This window comes from Gordonia sp. CPCC 205333 (assembly GCF_048537885.1).
Taxonomy (GTDB): Bacteria; Actinomycetota; Actinomycetes; order Mycobacteriales; family Mycobacteriaceae; genus Gordonia.
In genome coordinates this window covers 18,777-36,746 of the sequence record NZ_JBCLVI010000002.1, presented here as the reverse complement: position 1 = coordinate 36,746, position 17,970 = coordinate 18,777, and the positions used below count along the sequence as shown (strand labels likewise).

The 17,970-nt window shown below is 63.0% G+C and carries 15 protein-coding genes; 10 read left to right on the top strand and 5 right to left on the bottom strand.

Annotated elements, in window-relative coordinates; all coding sequences use genetic code 11:
- Positions 1 to 121 precede the first annotated feature (121 nt).
- Positions 122 to 928 carry a hypothetical protein gene (locus AAFP29_RS05705; protein ID WP_419216377.1) on the top strand — a complete coding sequence of 269 codons (807 nt, stop codon included), beginning with the start codon at positions 122 to 124 and terminating at the stop codon, positions 926 to 928.
- Positions 929 to 962: 34 nt separating this feature from the next.
- Entirely contained in the window at positions 963 to 2,042 is a 1,080-nt protein-coding gene (locus AAFP29_RS05700; RefSeq protein WP_419216376.1) for a diacylglycerol kinase, read from the top strand.
- Between the two features lie 267 nt (positions 2,043 to 2,309).
- Here AAFP29_RS05700 and AAFP29_RS05695 read toward each other — a convergent pair whose 3' ends face one another.
- On the bottom strand, positions 2,310 to 3,818 hold the full coding sequence (locus AAFP29_RS05695) for a glutamate--cysteine ligase (RefSeq protein WP_419217215.1): 1,509 nt from the start codon (positions 3,816 to 3,818) through the stop codon (positions 2,310 to 2,312).
- A gap of 16 nt (positions 3,819 to 3,834) precedes the next feature.
- On the opposite strand from AAFP29_RS05695, the gene AAFP29_RS05690 reads away from it, so the two are divergent.
- The 3 genes from AAFP29_RS05690 (at position 3,835) to purM (ending at position 7,163) form a co-directional block, all read left to right on the top strand.
- The gene (locus tag AAFP29_RS05690) at positions 3,835 to 4,251 is read left to right on the top strand and encodes a sterol carrier family protein (RefSeq protein ID WP_419216375.1); all 417 of its coding nucleotides are present in this window, start codon (positions 3,835 to 3,837) and stop codon (positions 4,249 to 4,251) included.
- A 102-nt stretch (positions 4,252 to 4,353) separates the two neighbouring features.
- On the top strand, positions 4,354 to 5,922 hold the full coding sequence (gene purF / locus AAFP29_RS05685) for an amidophosphoribosyltransferase (protein WP_419216374.1): 1,569 nt from the start codon (positions 4,354 to 4,356) through the stop codon (positions 5,920 to 5,922).
- A 134-nt stretch (positions 5,923 to 6,056) separates the two neighbouring features.
- Entirely contained in the window at positions 6,057 to 7,163 is a 1,107-nt protein-coding gene (gene purM / locus AAFP29_RS05680) for a phosphoribosylformylglycinamidine cyclo-ligase (RefSeq protein ID WP_419216373.1), read from the top strand.
- 399 nt (positions 7,164 to 7,562) lie between these two features.
- Here purM and AAFP29_RS05675 read toward each other — a convergent pair whose 3' ends face one another.
- The gene (locus AAFP29_RS05675) at positions 7,563 to 7,736 is read right to left on the bottom strand and encodes a DUF3073 domain-containing protein (protein WP_007319285.1); all 174 of its coding nucleotides are present in this window, start codon (positions 7,734 to 7,736) and stop codon (positions 7,563 to 7,565) included.
- 152 nt (positions 7,737 to 7,888) lie between these two features.
- Positions 7,889 to 9,067 carry a YgfZ/GcvT domain-containing protein gene (locus AAFP29_RS05670; protein WP_419216372.1) on the bottom strand — a complete coding sequence of 393 codons (1,179 nt, stop codon included), beginning with the start codon at positions 9,065 to 9,067 and terminating at the stop codon, positions 7,889 to 7,891.
- A 37-nt stretch (positions 9,068 to 9,104) separates the two neighbouring features.
- Between AAFP29_RS05670 and AAFP29_RS05665 the strand changes: the two genes are divergently transcribed.
- From AAFP29_RS05665 to cydC, 5 genes are all read left to right on the top strand, one after another.
- Complete coding sequence (locus tag AAFP29_RS05665) at positions 9,105 to 10,001, top strand: aminodeoxychorismate lyase (protein ID WP_419216371.1); 897 nt, start codon at positions 9,105 to 9,107, stop codon at positions 9,999 to 10,001.
- Positions 10,002 to 10,338: 337 nt separating this feature from the next.
- Positions 10,339 to 11,931 carry a cytochrome ubiquinol oxidase subunit I gene (locus tag AAFP29_RS05660; RefSeq protein ID WP_419217214.1) on the top strand — a complete coding sequence of 531 codons (1,593 nt, stop codon included), beginning with the start codon at positions 10,339 to 10,341 and terminating at the stop codon, positions 11,929 to 11,931.
- Positions 11,932 to 11,940: 9 nt separating this feature from the next.
- Positions 11,941 to 13,017 carry a cytochrome d ubiquinol oxidase subunit II gene (cydB, locus tag AAFP29_RS05655; RefSeq protein ID WP_419216370.1) on the top strand — a complete coding sequence of 359 codons (1,077 nt, stop codon included), beginning with the start codon at positions 11,941 to 11,943 and terminating at the stop codon, positions 13,015 to 13,017.
- A gap of 86 nt (positions 13,018 to 13,103) precedes the next feature.
- Complete coding sequence (cydD, locus tag AAFP29_RS05650) at positions 13,104 to 14,819, top strand: thiol reductant ABC exporter subunit CydD (protein WP_419216369.1); 1,716 nt, start codon at positions 13,104 to 13,106, stop codon at positions 14,817 to 14,819.
- Positions 14,803 to 16,494, top strand: coding sequence for a thiol reductant ABC exporter subunit CydC (cydC, locus tag AAFP29_RS05645; RefSeq protein WP_419216368.1), 1,692 nt, complete (start codon positions 14,803 to 14,805; stop codon positions 16,492 to 16,494). Before cydD ends, cydC begins: the two co-directional genes overlap by 17 nt.
- A 272-nt stretch (positions 16,495 to 16,766) precedes the next feature.
- On the opposite strand, the gene AAFP29_RS05640 is transcribed toward cydC, so the two are convergent.
- Together AAFP29_RS05640 and AAFP29_RS05635 are read right to left on the bottom strand one after the other, a co-directional pair.
- A complete protein-coding gene (locus AAFP29_RS05640; protein WP_419216367.1) occupies positions 16,767 to 17,414 on the bottom strand; it encodes an FABP family protein in 648 nt (215 codons plus the stop codon).
- 244 nt (positions 17,415 to 17,658) lie between these two features.
- Positions 17,659 to 17,964 carry a DUF1416 domain-containing protein gene (locus AAFP29_RS05635; protein ID WP_419216366.1) on the bottom strand — a complete coding sequence of 102 codons (306 nt, stop codon included), beginning with the start codon at positions 17,962 to 17,964 and terminating at the stop codon, positions 17,659 to 17,661.
- Positions 17,965 to 17,970 lie beyond the last annotated feature (6 nt).

Here is a 17,970-nt window from a genome sequence, read left to right as displayed (position 1 = left end):
GCACAGATTAGCGGCGCTAACATGCTTGCGCGTCGATAGTTGTCGTTTCTGGGTACTGTGTAGTGGCTAAACGTCGAATTCCGCACGGGTGAACATCAATTTCGCAGCATCGGGAGAACCTATGACTTACGACCCCTATGGTCAGCAACAGCCATATGGCCAGCAGCCGCAATACGGCCAGCAGCCGGCCGCGGGTCAACCGCAGTACGGCCAGCCGCAGTATGGGCAACCGCAGTACGGTCAGGATCCGCAGTACGGACAGGATCCGCAGTACGGTCAGGATCCGCAGTACGGTCAGGATCTCCAGTATGGACAACCCCAATACGGACAACCCCAGTACGGACAGCCCCAGTACGGACAGCCTCAGTACGGACAGCCTCAGTACCCGGCCACGCAGACGCCCGGCTACTCCGCTTATGGAGCGCAGTACGGTCAGCCGTCGGGGTTCCCCGGTTACCCGCAGCCGAAGCCGTCGGGCGGCACTGCGATCACGGCTGCGGTTTTGTCGTTTCTAGGTGTCATCCACATGCTCGTGCTGATCGTCACGGGCGTGTTCATGGCCTCGAGCAACGAAATAACCGACTTCTACGACGGCGATTTGACCGTTGTCGCTGTTGGCCAGGTGGTTATGGCGATTTTGGTGGCGATTCTGCTGATTGTCGGCGGGATCGCGATCCTGCGGCATCGCCTCATCGGGCGGACGCTGGTCGCTGCGGCGTGCGGCACTTTTGCGGTTCTGTCGCTGGTAATCACCTTTGCCACCATGTCTGTCGTAAGTTCCGCGGTCGACGCACACGGCGTATCCAGCGACGTAGCTCCGTCGTTGGCGGGTAGTGCCGTCGGGTCATTCTGTGTGCTGATCTTCCCGATCGTGACCCTCGTGCTGGCCGTCATCCCGCCGACGACACAGTGGATCCAGTCAAACTGAAACGTGTTCTACTTCGGTGAACTAGGGTCGAAGGATGACTCTCAGGATTGTCGAATGGTCGACGGGAACAGTTGGGCGCCATGCGATCGCGGGAATCGATGCTCACCCCGACCTGGAATTGGTCGGGGTGTGGGTGTCTGATCCGGCGAAAGTCGGCCGCGACGCCGGTGAATTGGCCGAGTTGGGCCGCGAACTCGGGGTCGCCGCGACCAACGATCGTGACGCACTACTCGCGTTGAAGCCCGACGCCATCGTCCACACCGCGATGACCGACGATCGCATCATGGAGGCGATTGACGATCTGGTGTCCTTCCTCGAGGCGGGAATCAATGTCGTGTCGAGCGGTCCGGTCGTCCTTCAGTACCCGATGGGCGTCATTCCGGACCCGATGGTCGAGCGTATCGTCACCGCGGCAAAGTCGGGTGGCGCCAGTCTGCATGTGAACGGAATCGATCCCGGCTTTGCCAATGATGTTCTGCCGCTTGCGATGACGAGTCTGTCGCAGCGGATTGACGAGGTGCGCTGTCAAGAGATCGCCGACTACTCGACTTACTACCAGCCCGTGGTGATGAAGCAGATCTTCGGCTTCGGCGAGCCGATGGACAGCATGCCTATGCTGCTCAATCCAGGAGTGCTGTCACTCGCGTGGGGGAGTGTTGTGCGCCAACTCGCGGCGGGGCTCGGTGTCACGCTCGACGAGCCGCTGGTCGAACGCGTAGAACGCGTTGTGGCGGAACAGTCCTATTCGACCGTGTCGGTGGAGATCGCCGCTGGGACGATGGCGGCATTGCGCTTCGAGGTCGTCGGGCAAGTCGGCGGCGTCGACCGAATTGTGTTGGAGCACTACACGCGTACGCATCCCGACCAGCGTCCGGACTGGCCCAAGCCGGCCAACGGTGACGGCTGTTACCGGGTCGCGATTACCGGTGAACCGGCGATGGAAGTGGAGTTCACTCATCACGGTGAAAATGGCGACCACAATGTGTCGGGGATGATCGTCACCGCCCAGCGACTGATCAACGCGGTCGGCGCGGTCGTCGCGGCAGAGCCGGGATTGGTTACCGCACTTGATCTTCCGATGGTCAGTGGTCGGGGGCTGGTGTCCGGGAGCTAGGCATAGTGTGGCGCTCGGTGCTTGCGCCAGAATGAAATCGCGTCCCCCTCAGGAGGTTTCGAGGGCATATTGCCCTTCGGGGCAGCTCAGGGGGACGAGAATCGTGGTGTTGGGGGGCATTCGGGCGGTGGCGGATTGTGTTGGTCAGTCGGCCGGCGGTGGTCTCGATACGGTCAAACTCGCAAGCTCGTTTGACCACTCGACCATCGGAGGAGGTGGGTGTCGCTCGGTGGGTCGTCGGTGATGGCCGGGCAGATTCGGTGCTGGCTATAACGGCCAGGTGTGTGCCGGTTCGCCCTCGTGCATCAGCTCGACGTAGTCGGCGAGCATGCCCGCGAGAGCGGACACTCGATCGTCACCGGCTTCCTCCCGCGCCGAAACCGCGCGCCGCTGCCATTCCGAACCGGACTGCCGCGATTGACAGCGGCCCTCGATCACCGACAGATATCTCGATCGTGCCTTGTGAGAAACACCGAAGGTGTCCAATCCGGCGTCCGCGGTGGGTAGCAACTTGCGCAAGGTCAGTTCGTCCGGTCGTACCCAGCCGACCGTCGGCCAATAGAGTTGTGCCGCAAAGCCTTCCCGCGCCCCGGCGTGCAAATTCTCGGCTGCGGCGTCGAAGGACATCTGCGACCAGATAGGCCGGTCCTGATCAACCAGTCCGCGCAGCAGGCCGTAGTAGAACGCGGCGTTCGCCATTGTGTCGATGACCGTCGGCCCCGCCGGCAGCACTCGATTCTCCACTCGCAGGTGCGCCTGACCGTCGACCACGTCGTAGACCGGACGATTCCAGCGATACACCGTCCCGTTGTGTAGGCGCAGTTCGTCGAGTATCGGTATCTCAGCGGCGTCGAGTATCGCGAGCGGATCGTCGTCGGACGATACCGGTAGCAACGCCGGGAAGTACCGGGTGTTCTCCTCGAAGAGGTCGAAGATGGTAGTTATCCATCGTTCGCCGAACCAGACGCGCGGGCGCACTCCCTGATTCTTCAACTCCAGTGGCCGGGTGTCGGTCGCCTGCTCGAAGACGGGGATGCGGCTTTCATGCCACAACGCTGCTCCGGCGAAGAAGGGTGAGTTGCCCGCGATCCCAACCTGCACACCCGCTATTGCTTGCGCCGCATTCCAGTGCGCGGCAAAGTCTTCCGGTGCCAGGCGCAGATGTAGTTGAAGCGACGTACACGCGGCCTCCGGCACGATCGTGTCGCAGACCAGATGTAGTTGTTCAAGCGCGTGCCCCACCGGAAATTCGATACCCGCGATGTCGATGGTGATGTCTTCGCCACGAGCGGCGAAGATTTGCTCGTTGAGCACGCCGTAGCGCGGGTTCGCCGAGATCGCGTCATGAGTGAGATGCTCGGGTCGCAGTGTCGGCAACATCCCGGTCATCACCAGGTGGGTGTCCTTGGCCGCAGCCCTTGCTTCCGCGGAGTTCAGCGACGCACGCAGTTTCTGTTCCAGGCCGACCATCTCGTCGTCATGCAATGGCCTAGGCGCGACGTTGATCTCGATATTGAACTGAGCGAGTTCGGTCTGAAAGTCTGGGTCGGCGATGGTGTCGAGGACAGCCGCGTTGGCAAGGGCCGGTGCCATCTCGGCGTCGACCAGATTGAGTTCGACCTCCATGCCCAACAACGGCTCGGGTGGCTGTCCCTGGTCGGTGAACAGACCTTCGGCAAGCATTCGGGCGATCGCTTCGGTGCCGCGAGAGACTTGATGTCGGAACCGCACGCGATCAGCTCCGGTGAATGTGCGTTTCGACACATCGGCACCCATCGCTCCATCGTGCAACATGGACGACGTGACTCGTCCGAAATCGGTAGATCCGGCTCAGATGCGTGCGGCGGTACTCGAAGTGCTGCCGTGGCTACACGATGCCGACGCGCAGGCCCCGGAGCGCCCGGCGATCGCTGCCGCTGTCCGGCAGTCCGCCCGCACCCTGGCGCAGTTGGCTCCAGGGGCATCTGTCGAGGTCCGCGTCCCGCCGTTCGTCGCGGTGCAATGTATCGCAGGTCCACGACATACTCGTGGCACGCCGCCGAACGTGGTCGAAACGACACCGCGGATATGGCTGTCGCTAGTAGCCGGTTTGACCGACTTCGATGATGCGGTGGCCCGCGGCGATGTGTCGGCGTCGGGGTCACGTGCGGTCGAGGTTGGCGGACTTCTGCCGCTGATTCGGGTACGCGCGTCGGGCGCTGGGGAGTAAAACTGCTCGCCACACGCGTTATGAGATTCGGAGATGGCGCTGACCGGCCGGTAGAGTAGGCGCTGCGCCTCCTGAAATCAGCCCCAACCCCCGGGAGTCCTTGTGGCCGACATGTCCATCACCAGCCCGAATCTCCTTGCGGCCGAAGATGTCTCGGAGAATGAACCACGCGAGGAATGTGGAGTATTCGGAGTCTGGGCACCCGGCGAGGATGTCGCCAAACTCAGCTATTACGGCCTATACGCCCTGCAGCATCGCGGCCAGGAAGCCGCGGGCATCGCAGTCGGCGACGGTTCGCAGGTCATCGTCTTCAAAGATCTCGGTCTGGTGAGTCAGGTATTCGACGAGCAGACGATGGCCGCGATGGTTGGTCACGTCGCAATCGGCCATTGCCGTTACTCGACTACCGGCTCGACGACCTGGGAGAATTCCCAACCGATCTTCCGCACCACCGCCGCGGGCACCGGCGTCGCACTCGGGCACAACGGGAACCTGGTCAATACCGCTGAATTGGCCGGTCGAGCACGTGAGCTGGGACTGACCGGCTCCGCGGGCGCGACGTCGGATTCTGATGTTCTTGGCGCGTTGCTGGCACATGGTGCGGCCGACCGCACCATCGAACAGGCCGCGATGGAAGTGCTGCCGACGGTCCAGGGCGCGTTCTGCCTCACGTTCATGGACGAGAACACCCTCTACGCCGCCCGTGATCCACACGGAGTGCGCCCGCTGTCACTCGGTCGGCTTGACCGCGGCTGGGTAGTGGCGTCGGAAACCGCAGCCTTCGACATCGTCGGCGCATCCTTCGTCCGGGATATCGAACCCGGAGAACTTCTGGCCATCGACGCCGACGGCGTGCGCAGCAAACGATTCGCCGAGCCGACGCCCAAGGGATGCGTTTTCGAGTACGTCTACCTTGCTCGCCCGGACAGCGTGATCAACGGTCGCAGCGTGCATGCCACTCGAGTCGACATTGGCCGTCGCCTGGCCCGTGAGCATCCCGCCGAAGGTGACCTGGTGATCCCGGTGCCGGAGTCGGGTACGCCGGCCGCGGTCGGCTACGCGCAGGAATCGGGGATTCCGTACGGGCAGGGCCTGATGAAGAATGCGTATGTCGGGCGAACCTTCATCCAGCCGTCGCAGACGATCCGACAACTCGGTATCCGTCTCAAGCTGAATCCGCTCAAGGATGTAATTCGCGGCAAACGTCTTGTGGTGGTTGACGATTCGATCGTGCGCGGCAATACGCAGCGCGCACTGATCCGAATGCTGCGGGAGGCAGGGGCCGCCGAGGTTCACGTACGCATCGCCTCGTCACCTGTACGCTGGCCCTGCTTCTACGGCATCGACTTCGCCTCCCCGGCCGAGCTCATCGCCAACGGTATGGAATCCGAAGAAGGCATGGTCGACGGCGTACGCCAGGCCATCGGAGCCGACTCACTCGGTTATATCGGCACCGACGAGATGATCAAGGCCACCGAGCAGCCCGCGTCGAAGTTATGCGCAGCGTGTTTCGACGGTCACTATCCGATCCCGCTGCCCAAGGAAACGTCGATGGGCAAGGCCGTACTGGAGACGATGCTCAAAAACACCGCCGAAGACCTCGGCGAGGCGGCCAAGGTCGATCCGCTGACGAGCGCCAATGACAACGTCAGCGCGGTAATGCGGCCCTGACGCGTTCATCGTGACGGCGGGCACGTCACCGCGACGTGGATGTGTGGTCGCCAATGTCGGTCGGGTACCGTAAAGCCCGTCCTGCCGAGCGCGGCAGATCTCATTTCACTCGACTATTCGGGGAGTTCATCACCATGTCCGATCGCGATGCCGGTCAGCACGACGCACCCACGGCTGGAGCTTCATATGCCGCAGCGGGCGTCGATATCGACGCTGGTGAGCGCGCGATCGAACTTTTCAAGCCGCATGCCAAACGTGCGACTCGGCCGGAAGTGCTTGGCGGCCTTGGCGGATTCGCCGGCTTGTTCGCACTGAAGGGTGACTACCGCGAACCAGTGCTCGCGGCGTCGAGCGACGGCGTTGGAACCAAACTCGCGGTGGCCCAGGCGATGGGTATTCACGACACCGTCGGGCGCGACCTGGTCGCGATGGTCGTCGACGACCTCGTGGTCTGCGGTGCCGAACCGCTATTCCTGCAGGATTACATCGCGATCGGCAAGGTTGTGCCGGAAGTGGTCGCCGACATCGTCAAGGGCATCGCTGACGGTTGCGTCGACGCCGGCTGCGCGTTGCTCGGCGGCGAGACGGCGGAACACCCGGGCCTGATGGAAGACGGCCATTACGACATCTCCGCCACTGGCGTCGGCGTGGTCGAAGCCGACAGTGTGCTGTCCGCCGATCGGGTGCGCCCTGGCGATGTGGTGATCGCGATGGGTTCGTCGGGTCTGCATTCCAACGGCTACTCGCTTGCCCGCAAGGTGCTCCTGGATTGGGGCCACATGGATATCGGCGGGCATGTCGAAGAATTCGGTCGCAGTCTCGGTGAAGAGCTGCTGGAACCGACCCGTATTTATGCACGTGACTGCCTGGCCTTGGCCGCTGAGGCCGATGTGCGCACCTTCGCTCATATCACCGGTGGCGGACTGGCCGACAACCTCGGGCGCGTCCTGCCGCGCGGGCTGGTCGCGGAACTCGACCGTGGCACCTGGTCACCCGCGCCGATCTTCTCGATGATCGCGCAGCGCGGTCGGGTGGTGCGCGAGGAAATGGAACGCACATTCAACATGGGCGTCGGCATGGTCGCTATCGTCGCGCCAGAGGACACCGATCGGGCGCAAGCGGTGCTGACGGCTAGGCACGTCGACAATTGGGTACTCGGCTCGATCAAGCGAGCGAATGACCCCACCGAGGGCACGAAGACCGGGTCGGCCGTGCTGCTCGGCGAACATCCGCGCTTCTGAGCCATACGGGCTGTGTCGACTGGGATCTCGATACATCCGGCCAGCGGTTGCGCCGGTGAGATGATGTCGGGTGTGAGAACGGCTTGCTGGTTGCGGGTGGTCTCGATACACCCGGCTCGGCTGGCGCCTCGCCGGGCACTCGACCAGCGGGGGAGGCTTTGGTCGGTTGGTGTCTCGTTGGGTACTCGGCTAGCGGGGGAGGCTTTGGTCGGTTGGTGTCTCGCCGGGCACTCGGTCAGCGGCGGAAGCTTTAGTCGACCGGCAGAATTGCCTCGACAGCGGTCACGGTGCCGCAGACGCACACCAGCACCCGACCCTGCTGCTACAGGATCGGGTGAAAAGTGTGTTTCGCCCCGTGGGGCGATGAATCTACCTCAGGAGGGAAAGTGGCTGATCACGTCAAGCGCGACGCCACTCGTCTTCCTCAACCCAATCATCCACCGGATCATGTCGCTCCGGTGCGGTGCTTCCGGACAGCTCGCGTTGCAAGCTGTCGAAATCCGTGTTGGGTGCAGAGTACTTGAGCTGACGAGCAACTTTCGTCTGCTTTGCCTTTGCCCGGCCGCGGCCCATATGGGACCCCCTCGCACAATGACGGGGCGACCAAACTGGTGGCGGCCCCGTTCTAGGTTAGGAATTTCTGTCGTAGTGAACAGTCTAGCGCGCCCGCGCAGATAATGCGGACTCCCACCCTCTGGTGTGGCGCAAAGTCCCAGTCGGAGTGGTCAGGATTGTGTGCCACGCAACTTGGCGATGGCCGCACGACCGGCCTGAACCCGGTCGTCGGCATGCACCGAATCGGGATCGATGCGTGCAGGGATCGACGCGCTGCCATCGTCGGTGCTGATTTTCAGTTCGGTGTCGACCGGAATACCGCGCTTGACGAGGGCCAGCGCGATCGGACCGTATTCGAAGTGGTCGACGACGGTTCCGACACGACCGACGGTCCGCGCGCCCACGATTACCGAGCTTCCGGTTTGCGCCCGGTGATCGTCACTGCCGTCGAGGTGCAGGAGAACCAACTGTCGCGGTGACTTGCCGAGGTTGTGTACCCGCGCGACGGTCTCCTGGCCGCGGTAGCAGCCCTTGTCCACGTGCACAGCGCCATGTTCGCCGGGCCCGCCGATCCAATTGACCTCATGCGGGATGGTTCGCTCGTCGGTGTCAACATCGATACGGGGACGGACAGCGAGAGCGCGCAGAGCTTCGTAGGCCCAGGTGCCAGCCGAGCGGGCACCGGCGTCGGTGATGGCTTTCCACCAGGTGAGCGCCTCGGTCTCGGGGATGACCAGATCGATAACCGGCAGAGTGCGGCCGTCGCCAACCGGAGGCATGATTCGCCAGAAACTCAACGGCTCGTCGTCGTGATGCAGTTCGGGTAAATCACCGGCGTCGTAGACTTCGGCGTCGGCGGGGATGCCGAGTAGTTCGGCGATCGCGCCGGTCCGGGTCGCCGGGCCGACGAGCGTCAGCACCGTCATATCCGGACGGCCCTGTGGGATCACTTTGGCCCAGAAGACCATCTTGGTCAGGAAGTCCAGCAAACCGGGGCCGTGGGTGCCTTCGGTGTCGATCCAGGTGATGCTGTCGATGTCGGTGAGCACGAAATGCTCTTCGACGTGCCCGCGCAGGTCGAGTGAAAGATTCTCGGCACTTCGCCGATCAGGGAGGTCGGCCACGAACTGGCTGGAAATCGTGTGCAACCAGCTGAGCCGCTCTTCGCCGGCGAGTTGGAGGACCGAGCGGTCAGCACGGTCGACAATGACCGCTGAGTTGGTCGCGGCCCGCTGTTCACCAAGCGGATCGCCGAAATGCCAGGCGACAGCCCGGCCAGTGTCATCGGACTGAGGCTCGGGGACGGCTCCCGCAGCGGAAAAAGTACTGAGAATCGGCGACGCGCTCACAGAGAAAAGCCTACTCGCGACACTAGACTGTGACCCCATGGCGGATTTGATCCTTGTCACGGTTGCCGACGGTGCGGCCGACGCTAGTGTGCCCCTGCTCTTCGCCGATGACCTGGCCGCGGTACGCGGCGACGGCATCTTCGAGACTCTTCTCGTGCGGGACGGACGTCCATGCGGCGTCGGCCGTCACCTCGACCGGTTGGCGCGCAGTGCGGCGATCATCGAGCTACCGGCCCCCGATCGCGATGCCTTCGCCGTAGCCGTCGAAACCGCCGCCCGACTGTGGACAGAGCAGCATGGCACAGTGGCCGAAGGTTTGCTCCGCGTGGTTTATTCGCGGGGGCGAGAAGCAGATCCGGCCTCGACGCATGAGCCGGCAAAGGCAACCGCGTATGTGACGGTCGGTCCGGTGGCGCCGCGGGCAGTGCAGGCGCGGGTAAGTGGGGTGTCGGTAATTACCCTCGACCGCGGCTACTCGATTGATCTCGCGCCGTCGGCACCCTGGGCGCTGTTGGGTGCGAAGACGTTGAGTTACGCGACAAATATGGCTGCGCTGCGGCACGCCGCCGGACTGGGTTACGACGACGTGATCTATCTCAGTAGCGAGGGTGTGGTGCTTGAGGGACCGCGGTCGACCGTAGTTGCGGTGACCGGCAAGACATTGGTCACGCCGCCCACCGAAGCCGGAATCCTGCCGGGCACAACGCAACAGGCACTGTTCGAATTCGCCGAGGCGCAAGGCTGGCAGACCAAATCGGAGACATTGCTGACCGAGGACCTGATCGCCGCCGATTCGGTCTGGATGGTATCCAGCGTGACCCTCGCGGCGCGGGTGCGTCGTATCAACTCCTACGAGTTCGATGACGACCAGGCCGGCGGCCGTGAACTCATCGACCTCGCGGGGCTGGTCAACCAGGCGATCGCGGCCGACTGAGCGAGTAGGTGTGCAGCGTCACGGTCTGAGGTGGCTACCTTGGATCGGCGGGCCGACGCCGTTGTCGTTGAGGCGTGAGAACCGTTGCTAGCAGCGGAAACTCACCCGAGGTCCGTCGAGTCGATTTCTGAATAGACCGGCGCCACGCACGTGATCTGGGGCACAATTCAAGTGTACGGCCGACCGTGCGGGACTTGTGGCCCTTGTTGGAGTTGCCGGGCGGGCGTAGCGTTGCGTACGTCTACTACGTCAAGTAGTAGTCGCTGGAGAGATAGCCCACTCACCACTGTTTGCGATGGGATGCCCATAGATGGACACCGTGTCAATGAATCTGGCCATGGATGTCGTCGACGTTTCGCGATGGCAATTCGGCATCACCACCGTCTACCACTTCATTCTGGTCCCGCTGACGATCGGGCTCGCGCCGATGATCGCCGTGATGCAGACCATGTGGCATGTCACTGGCAATGAGCAATGGCTTCGGGCCACCAAATTCTTCGGCAAGCTGTTCCTGATCAACTTCGCGCTCGGCGTCGCGACGGGCATCGTGCAGGAGTTCCAGTTCGGGATGAACTGGAGTGAGTACAGCCGATTCGTCGCAGATGTATTCGGTGCACCCCTCGCTCTGGAAGGTTTGGTCGCGTTCTTCCTGGAATCCACCTTCATCGGATTGTGGATCTTCGGCTGGGGTCGGCTGCCCAAACGCGTTCACCTGGCGTGTATTTGGCTGGTCGCCATCGGTGTGAATGCATCGGCGTATTTCATCATCGCGGCCAATTCTTGGATGCAGCATCCGGTCGGCGTCACCTGGGATGAAGAACGTAATCGTCCGGCGATGAACGATTTCTGGGCGGTCATCACCAACAACACCACGCTCGCGGCCTTTCCGCACGTGGTCGCTGGTGCGCTCCTGACCGCTGCCACTTTCGTCGCGGCGATCGGATGCTGGTGGATGGCGCGGAATATGTGGCGCGCAAAGCAATTGGAGAAGGCGGCGACGTCGGGCTCGGCGGCAAGTGACGATTCTGAGTCCGACGATGCCGTGGAGATCCCCGAGACGGTTTCGCCGAGTCAGATCGGCGCGACGCCAGAGCAGTTACGCGACGATGCCCGAACGCTGTGGCGTCCGGTCACCCGATTTGGGTTGTGGCTCACCATATTCGCCGGTGTCGCACTGTTCATCACTGGCGATTTCCAGGCGCAGATCATGTTCAAGCAGCAGCCGATGAAGATGGCCGCGGCTGAGTCGTTGTGCGAGAGCGAGACCGGCGCTGGATTCTCGATCCTGTCGATCGGCCGGCAGAACAATTGCGAGAATATCGACCACGTCATTGTGGTCCCGAATATGTTGTCGTTCTTGGCCGATCACCGCTTCGACACCCGGCTGCAGGGTGTCGAAGAGCTGCAGGCGCAGTACGCCGAGGAGTTCAACAAACCCGATCAGAACTTCGCGCCCAATCTGTTCGTCACCTACTGGAGCTTCCGGGCGATGATCACCTGGGCGGCCGGCTCGGCGCTACTGGCACTCGCCGGGCTCTGGTTTACCCGCAAGAAGCGCGTTGTCGAGTCTCGACGGTTCGGTCTGTTCGCATTGTGGATGTTGCCAACACCGTTCCTGGCCAACAGTTCCGGCTGGATCTTCACCGAAATGGGTCGCCAACCGTGGGTGGTCGCTCCTAACTGGGTCGACCGACTCGATCCGCTGCGGATCAGCATGCTGGTGAACGACGGCGTTTCCAACCACACCGCCGGGATGGTGTGGGTATCACTGATCACCCTGACGCTGCTGTACGGCGTCCTCGGTGTCATCTGGTTCGCGTTGCAACGGCGTTACATCATCGAGGGGCCGAGTGCGCGCGCTCTGGACGATGCTCCCGACGACAATGCATCGGATTCCGATGCCCCCGAACCACTTTCGTTCGCCTACTAGGAGTCAGTCATGGGATTGCCGGAATTCTGGTTCATCGTCATCGCGGTGCTCTTCGGTGGCTACTTCGTACTCGAAGGTTTCGACTTCGGCGTCGGGATGCTGATGCCCTTCCTTGGTCGCGGCCATAGTGCGGACCCGGCCGTCGGTGACGGTGACACCCGACGTCGCGTCCTGCTCAACACCATCGGGCCGGTCTGGGACGCGAACGAGGTCTGGTTGCTGACCGCCGGTGGCGCGATGTTCGCCGCCTTCGGGGGTTGGTATGCAACGATGTTCAGCGCCTTCTACTTTCCGCTGCTGCTGATATTGGTCGGCCTCATCGTGCGAGTGGTGGCGATCGAGTGGCGCGGCAAGATCGACGATCCGCGGTGGCGGATGTGGTGTGACGTCGGTATCGGTCTTGGCTCGTGGATCCCCGCGTTGTTGTGGGGTGTTGCATTCGCCAACGTCGTGCGTGGTTTGCCCATCGGCGCCGATCACCAATACACCGGTGGCTTCTTCAACTTGCTCAATCCGTATGCGCTGCTCGGGGGATTGACCACCCTGCTGGTCTTCGCGACGCACGGGGCAGTGTTCCTGTCCTTGAAAACCGCAGGTGTGATCCGCGACGACGCCGCGAAATACGCTGTGCGGCTATCGATCGCGACTTTGGTCGTCGCGGGTGCCTTCCTCTTGTGGACACAACTCTCCTACGGCAAGTCGTGGACCTGGATGCCAGTCATTCTCGCTGCGGTGGCTGCCGTCGGCGCGGTCGTCGCCACGCTTCGTCGGGCCGAGGGGTTGGCCTTCGCCGCGACCACGATCGCGATCGCGGGCACCGTGGTGACATTGTTCGGTGTCTTGTATCCGAATGTTTTGCCGTCCACCACCGATCCGGCCTTCAACCTGACGATAGGCAACACCTCGTCCAGTCACTACACGCTGACCATCATGACCTGGGCTGCGGTGTTTATCACCCCGGTGGTGATCATCTACCAGGGATGGTCGTATTGGGTATTCCGCCAACGCATTTCGCTCGAACAGATCCCGCCGTCGGTTGGCCTCCCCTCGTTGTTGGTGGGCGAGCGAAGCGACGGGGGAAAGTGACCGGGCGAGCGAAGCGACGGGAGAAAGTGACCGGGCGAGCGAAGCGACGGGGGAAAGTGGCCGGGCGAGCGAAGCGACGGGAGAAGGTGACCGGGCGAGCGAAGCGACGGCCGCCGTTGGATCCTCGGTTGTTGGAGCGGTCGGCACCGGCCCGCCGGTATGTCGCGGCGACAGTATGTTTCGCGGCTACGACATCGGTCTGTGTCATCGTGATCGCCGCCGTCACAGCATCGATCCTGTCCGAGCTGATCGTCGACGTCGACGCTCGTTCGGTCACCGCGCAGCGAACTCATTTGATCGTGCTCGTCGGTGCCCTGGTGATCCGGGTGGTGTTGCATTACGCGCGGGAGCGGTATGCGCAACGGGCTGCCGACCTGGTGATCGCGGACCTGCGCGGCCAGGCGGTTGATGTGTTGAGCGACCCGCGACGCACCGGCCCGCGGCAACTCCTGCGGGTACGTGATCACGCGGTCACCGTGATCCTGCGCGGCCTCGACGACTTGAGTCCATATTTGTCCGGATATGTTCCGGCGCTGGTGCTTTCGACCGTGATCACTCCGGTGATGGTGGTGGTCATCGCAATGGTCGATCTGCCGTCGGCGGTTATCGTCCTCGTCACGTTGCCGCTGATCCCGGTGTTCATGGTGCTGATCGGTGTGATGACCCGTGATCGGACGGCAGCGAAACTTGCTGCAACGAGCCAATTGTCGGGTCAGCTGATGGATCTCATCACTGGGCTCCCGACGCTGCGCGCATTGCATCGCGTACATCGACCAGCCCGGCAGGTGAGTGAGTTGGGGTGGCGATGGCGACGTTCGACGATGGCGACCCTGCGGGTGGCGTTCCTGTCCGGTGCGGTACTGGAACTGCTCGCGACACTGTGCGTGGCACTGGTGGCGGTCGGCATCGGCGTTCGCCTGGTTTACGGTGAGATGTCTTTGTTCGCAGGTGTTTTCGCACTCATCCTGGCGCCGGAGGTATATCTGCCGCTCCGGCAGGTCGGGGCGCAGTTCCATAATTCCGCCGACGGCTTGGCCGCCGCCGACGATGTCTTCGAGCTGATAGACGCTGACGTGGTCGGCGAGCCGGGTACTCGCCGAGTCGAGATTCGGGGCGGCGATTTCGAGTTCGTCGGGCTGTCGGTTGACGGTAGGGACGCGCCGGCCCCCGACCATTTCTCGTCGGTGATTCGAGGTGGTGCGCTCACGGTGTGGCGCGGTCCTAACGGGATTGGAAAGTCGACGGCATTCTCGGTGTTGCTTGGTCTGCTCGACGACTATTCGGGGCAGGTAACGGTGTGCGGCGAGTCGATTCGCGACATCGACCTCGATCACTTTCGGGCGCAGGTCGCATGGCTGCCGCAACACCCCGCGATCCTGCCCGGCACCGTCGCCGACAACCTCGCGCTATTCGGCGAGGTGAAGGGGGATGATCTCGAATCAGCAATGAATGCGACAGGTTTCGATGTCATCGTCGGTGCACTGGCGGCCGGAACGCAGACGAGGCTTGGGGTTGGCGGCGTCGGCTTATCCGCGGGCCAGCGGCAGCGGCTGGGCGTGACCCGGGTACTGGCGGCTTCGGCCACGATGCTCCTGCTCGACGAGCCGACCGCGCATCTCGATGACACGGCATCTGATGCGGTGATCGCCGCCGTTCGCGCACGTGTCGAAGCCGGCATCACCGCTGTCGTGATCAGTCACCGCGAATCCTGGTGGGCCGCAGCAGATCATTTGATCGACTTCGGGAGCGCCGAACGTGGAACAGCTGCCGAATTCGGGAGTGCGCATGCCTCGGCCAACTGATCGATCGCTGTGGCGAATATTCGGCTACCTGGGTGTCAAACCTCGGCCGGTACTCGCTGCGCTGCTGCTAGGTGTCGGTGGCTCGCTGAGTGCATTGGGCTTGGCCGCGTTGAGTGCGTGGCTGATTACCCGCGCCTGGCAGATGCCACCGATCCTGTACCTCTCAGTCGCGATCACAGCTGTTCGGGCACTGGGTATTTCACGCGGTGTGTTCCGGTATCTCGAACGTCTCGCGACTCACGATCTCGCCTTGCGGGCGATGTCGTCGGCGCGGTCACGGGTCTTCATCGCACTTGCGGCCGGTAGGCCATCTTATTCGGTGCGACTCGGACGTGGCGATCTGCTGACGAGAACTGGCGCCGATATCGACGATGTTGGTAACGCGCTGATCAGGGGAGCCATTCCGATCGGTATCGCGGTAGTTACCGACATCGCCGCGATAGTCATCATGGCCGTGGTTTCGGTGCCGGCTGCGATCGTATTGGCTGGTGCGCTACTCGTAAGTGGCGTTGCCGCACCGGTATTGGCGGCGCGCGGCGCCTCCGATGTCGTTGAGTCCGGTGCGCGAGCACGTGCGGAATTGGCCGAGTCTGTCACTCTGGCCCTGTGGCACGCAGACGAATTGGCCGTCGCGCGACGTCGGCCACAGGTATTGACCGCGGTCGCCGAATCCGAACGGGCCGCACGCACCGCGGCCGACCGAGGCATGCGCTTGCAGTCCCTGGGGAGTGCGGCAATGCCTCTGGCGGTTGGTGTTTCACTGATCGCGGCCTGCGTGATCGGCATCGGTCTGGCTGGCGACCCGACTCTAACGCCGATGACTCTCGGTGTGCTGATCCTGTTGCCACTGTCGGCTTTCGAGTCGACGGCTCCGCTGACTGAGGCTGGCCTGCAATTGGAGCGCAGCGGACAGGCCGCGAGCAGGGTCCTGACGTTGATAGACGATGCCGGGTCGACTGGACTGGCGGCCAAGGACGTCGACGACTTCGCCAACGCGGACGACGTCGCGGTCGATGATCGGCCGACGACTTTGACCTGCCGCGATCTGTGGTGGGGCTGGTCGGCGTCGGCAGGCGACGCGCTGAACCTCGTTGTGGAACCGGGGGAACGGGTGGCGGTGGTCGGCCGGAGTGGTGTGGGGAAGACGGCGTTGCTGCTAACCCTTGCCGGTCTGCTCAACCCGCGTGGTGGCTCGGTTACCGTCGATGGTCGCGGCGAGGTGGCGTCGTCCACCTGCTATTTCGCCGACGATGCGCATATTTTCTCCACCTCGGTTGCGGAGAATCTGCGGGTCGCGTGTGGTGATGCTACCGATGGCGAGATAGTGGCGGCGTTGGCCTCGGTCGGGCTCGCCGGGTGGGTCGACGGGCTCCCCGAGGGCGTCGACACCGTGTTGTCCGGCGGTGCGGCGGCGTTGAGCGGTGGACAACGACGTCGGCTATTGCTCGCGCGAGCCTTGCTGCATCGGGCGCCGGTGGTGTTATTGGACGAGCCGACCGAACACCTTGATCCCGTTGATGCCGACGCGGTATTGCGTGACATCTTCTCGCGCGATGGATCGCTATTCGATTCGGGCCGTAGCGTCGTTGTGGTGACGCATCAACTGCCCAATGGGCATGGTGCCGACCGCATCATCGAGCTGGCCGAATCCGGGTCCGTTCGCGTCGTCGAATAATCCGTTGCGAGGTCGCCGGGCAGGGCGTAGTTTCGTCGGTACACACGGAAGGAGGTGGTCTGGAATTGATTGACAAACGGACACGTGAGGTGGTCATCCGCTAGAACGGTTACGCTGTAATTCGTTTACGCGCAAGCGTTTTGGCGAATTCCAGATGACCACCCGGCCCTCGCATCGCGACCCTGTCTGGTCGCATAGCTCCCGCCATCGGGGGTGGTGCGGGGGCCGTTTCATGTGCGCGGCCAGGACCAAGCGGCCCGTCAGGACACTCGCTAGCCCGCGTACCGCTTCAACTTCGCCGACAGTCGCGGCGTCAAGTCGCCGTCAGCATCGACGCGCTCTTCGACGTACGCGAGGTCGCCGTCGGGGACCAACCCGTATAGCCGCTTGGCGCCGCCGGCATGCTGCCCGGTCTCCGAGCGGATCACGACATCGGTAGTGAGATTCCAGGAGGTCTGGTTAAGCGGGCGGCCGTAGAAGAGTTCGATCCAACCTTCGGCGTGGGCCAGGAGTAATTCGATGTTGTCGTCGTCGCTGATCCGCCAGAAGCCGCTCTCGCGGAGGTCGGGGCGGTCGAGCTCACCATCGGCGTCGAGACGCCAGATCCGTGACGACCAGTTCAGGTAGTTCTCGCCGCTGTGGCTTACGACGATCTGCTGGCCGAACTGATAGTCCTGACCGGTGACGGGATCGTTGCCCTCACCCTCGCCGATCCAGATGCCGACCAGCGGCAGCAGACCAAGCAGGCCCGGGTGTAGGTCAGCGCCGTGCCGCAGATTCGCGGTGTCATGCGCCACCGGGAGATCGCCCCATTCGGGCAGATTCACATCACCGGTCTGCTTGGCGCGTATTTCGGCTGCTTCGATTGCCTCGTTGCCTGAGCGGATATCGCCGGGCAGGCTATCGTCGGCCGAGGTCACGATTCGTCTTTGACCAGGCGGTAGACGGCGTACAGGCCAAACCAGGTGATCAGCACGGAAGCGAGCACCAGCAGGAATTCAAAGAAGATGACCACGGGACAAATCTTAGCGCGACCGGTCGGCGTCGCATCGGGGTGGTGGCCAACATCTCGTTTGCCGCGGTCCGCGACGACAAAGCCCCGGCCCGCAGATGCGGACCGGGGCTTCGAGTCGAACAGTTGCCTTGAATGAACCGTTGCCGGGTCTACTTCGCTACGACGACGTCGTGCTCGTGGACGCCGGGGCCCTCGGGGTTCACGGTGACATCACCGTTGCCGGCGGCGGACAGCGCACGCAGTGTCCAGGTACCGGGAGCGGCGAAGAACCGGAAGTCTCCGGTCGGGCTGGCAACAACCTCGGCGGTGAATTCGCCGGTGGAGTCGAGCAACCGGACGAACGCACCGGCAACCGGTGCACCCGAGCTGTCGGTGACCTGACCGGTCAGCACGGTTTCCTTCTCGACGTCAACGCCCGCAGGCAGTTTCTGTCCCTGCTTGGGTGCAGCACACATGATTTC

Bases quoted from the DNA above. Each gene is read 5' to 3' on its own strand.
- AAFP29_RS05690 (WP_419216375.1), top strand. From the start codon at position 3,835: ATGGACGACGTGACTCGTCCGAAATCGGTAGATCCGGCTCAGATGCGT.
- AAFP29_RS05665 (WP_419216371.1), top strand. From the start codon at position 9,105: ATGGCGGATTTGATCCTTGTCACGGTTGCCGACGGTGCGGCCGACGCT.
- AAFP29_RS05660 (WP_419217214.1), top strand. From the start codon at position 10,339: ATGGATGTCGTCGACGTTTCGCGATGGCAATTCGGCATCACCACCGTC.
- AAFP29_RS05700 (WP_419216376.1), top strand. From the start codon at position 963: ATGACTCTCAGGATTGTCGAATGGTCGACGGGAACAGTTGGGCGCCAT.
- AAFP29_RS05695 (WP_419217215.1), bottom strand. From the start codon at position 3,818: ATGGGTGCCGATGTGTCGAAACGCACATTCACCGGAGCTGATCGCGTG.
- purM (WP_419216373.1), top strand. From the start codon at position 6,057: ATGTCCGATCGCGATGCCGGTCAGCACGACGCACCCACGGCTGGAGCT.
- AAFP29_RS05705 (WP_419216377.1), top strand. From the start codon at position 122: ATGACTTACGACCCCTATGGTCAGCAACAGCCATATGGCCAGCAGCCG.
- AAFP29_RS05635 (WP_419216366.1), bottom strand. From the start codon at position 17,964: ATGTGTGCTGCACCCAAGCAGGGACAGAAACTGCCTGCGGGCGTTGAC.
- cydC (WP_419216368.1), top strand. From the start codon at position 14,803: ATGCCTCGGCCAACTGATCGATCGCTGTGGCGAATATTCGGCTACCTG.
- cydB (WP_419216370.1), top strand. From the start codon at position 11,941: ATGGGATTGCCGGAATTCTGGTTCATCGTCATCGCGGTGCTCTTCGGT.
- AAFP29_RS05675 (WP_007319285.1), bottom strand. From the start codon at position 7,736: ATGGGCCGCGGCCGGGCAAAGGCAAAGCAGACGAAAGTTGCTCGTCAG.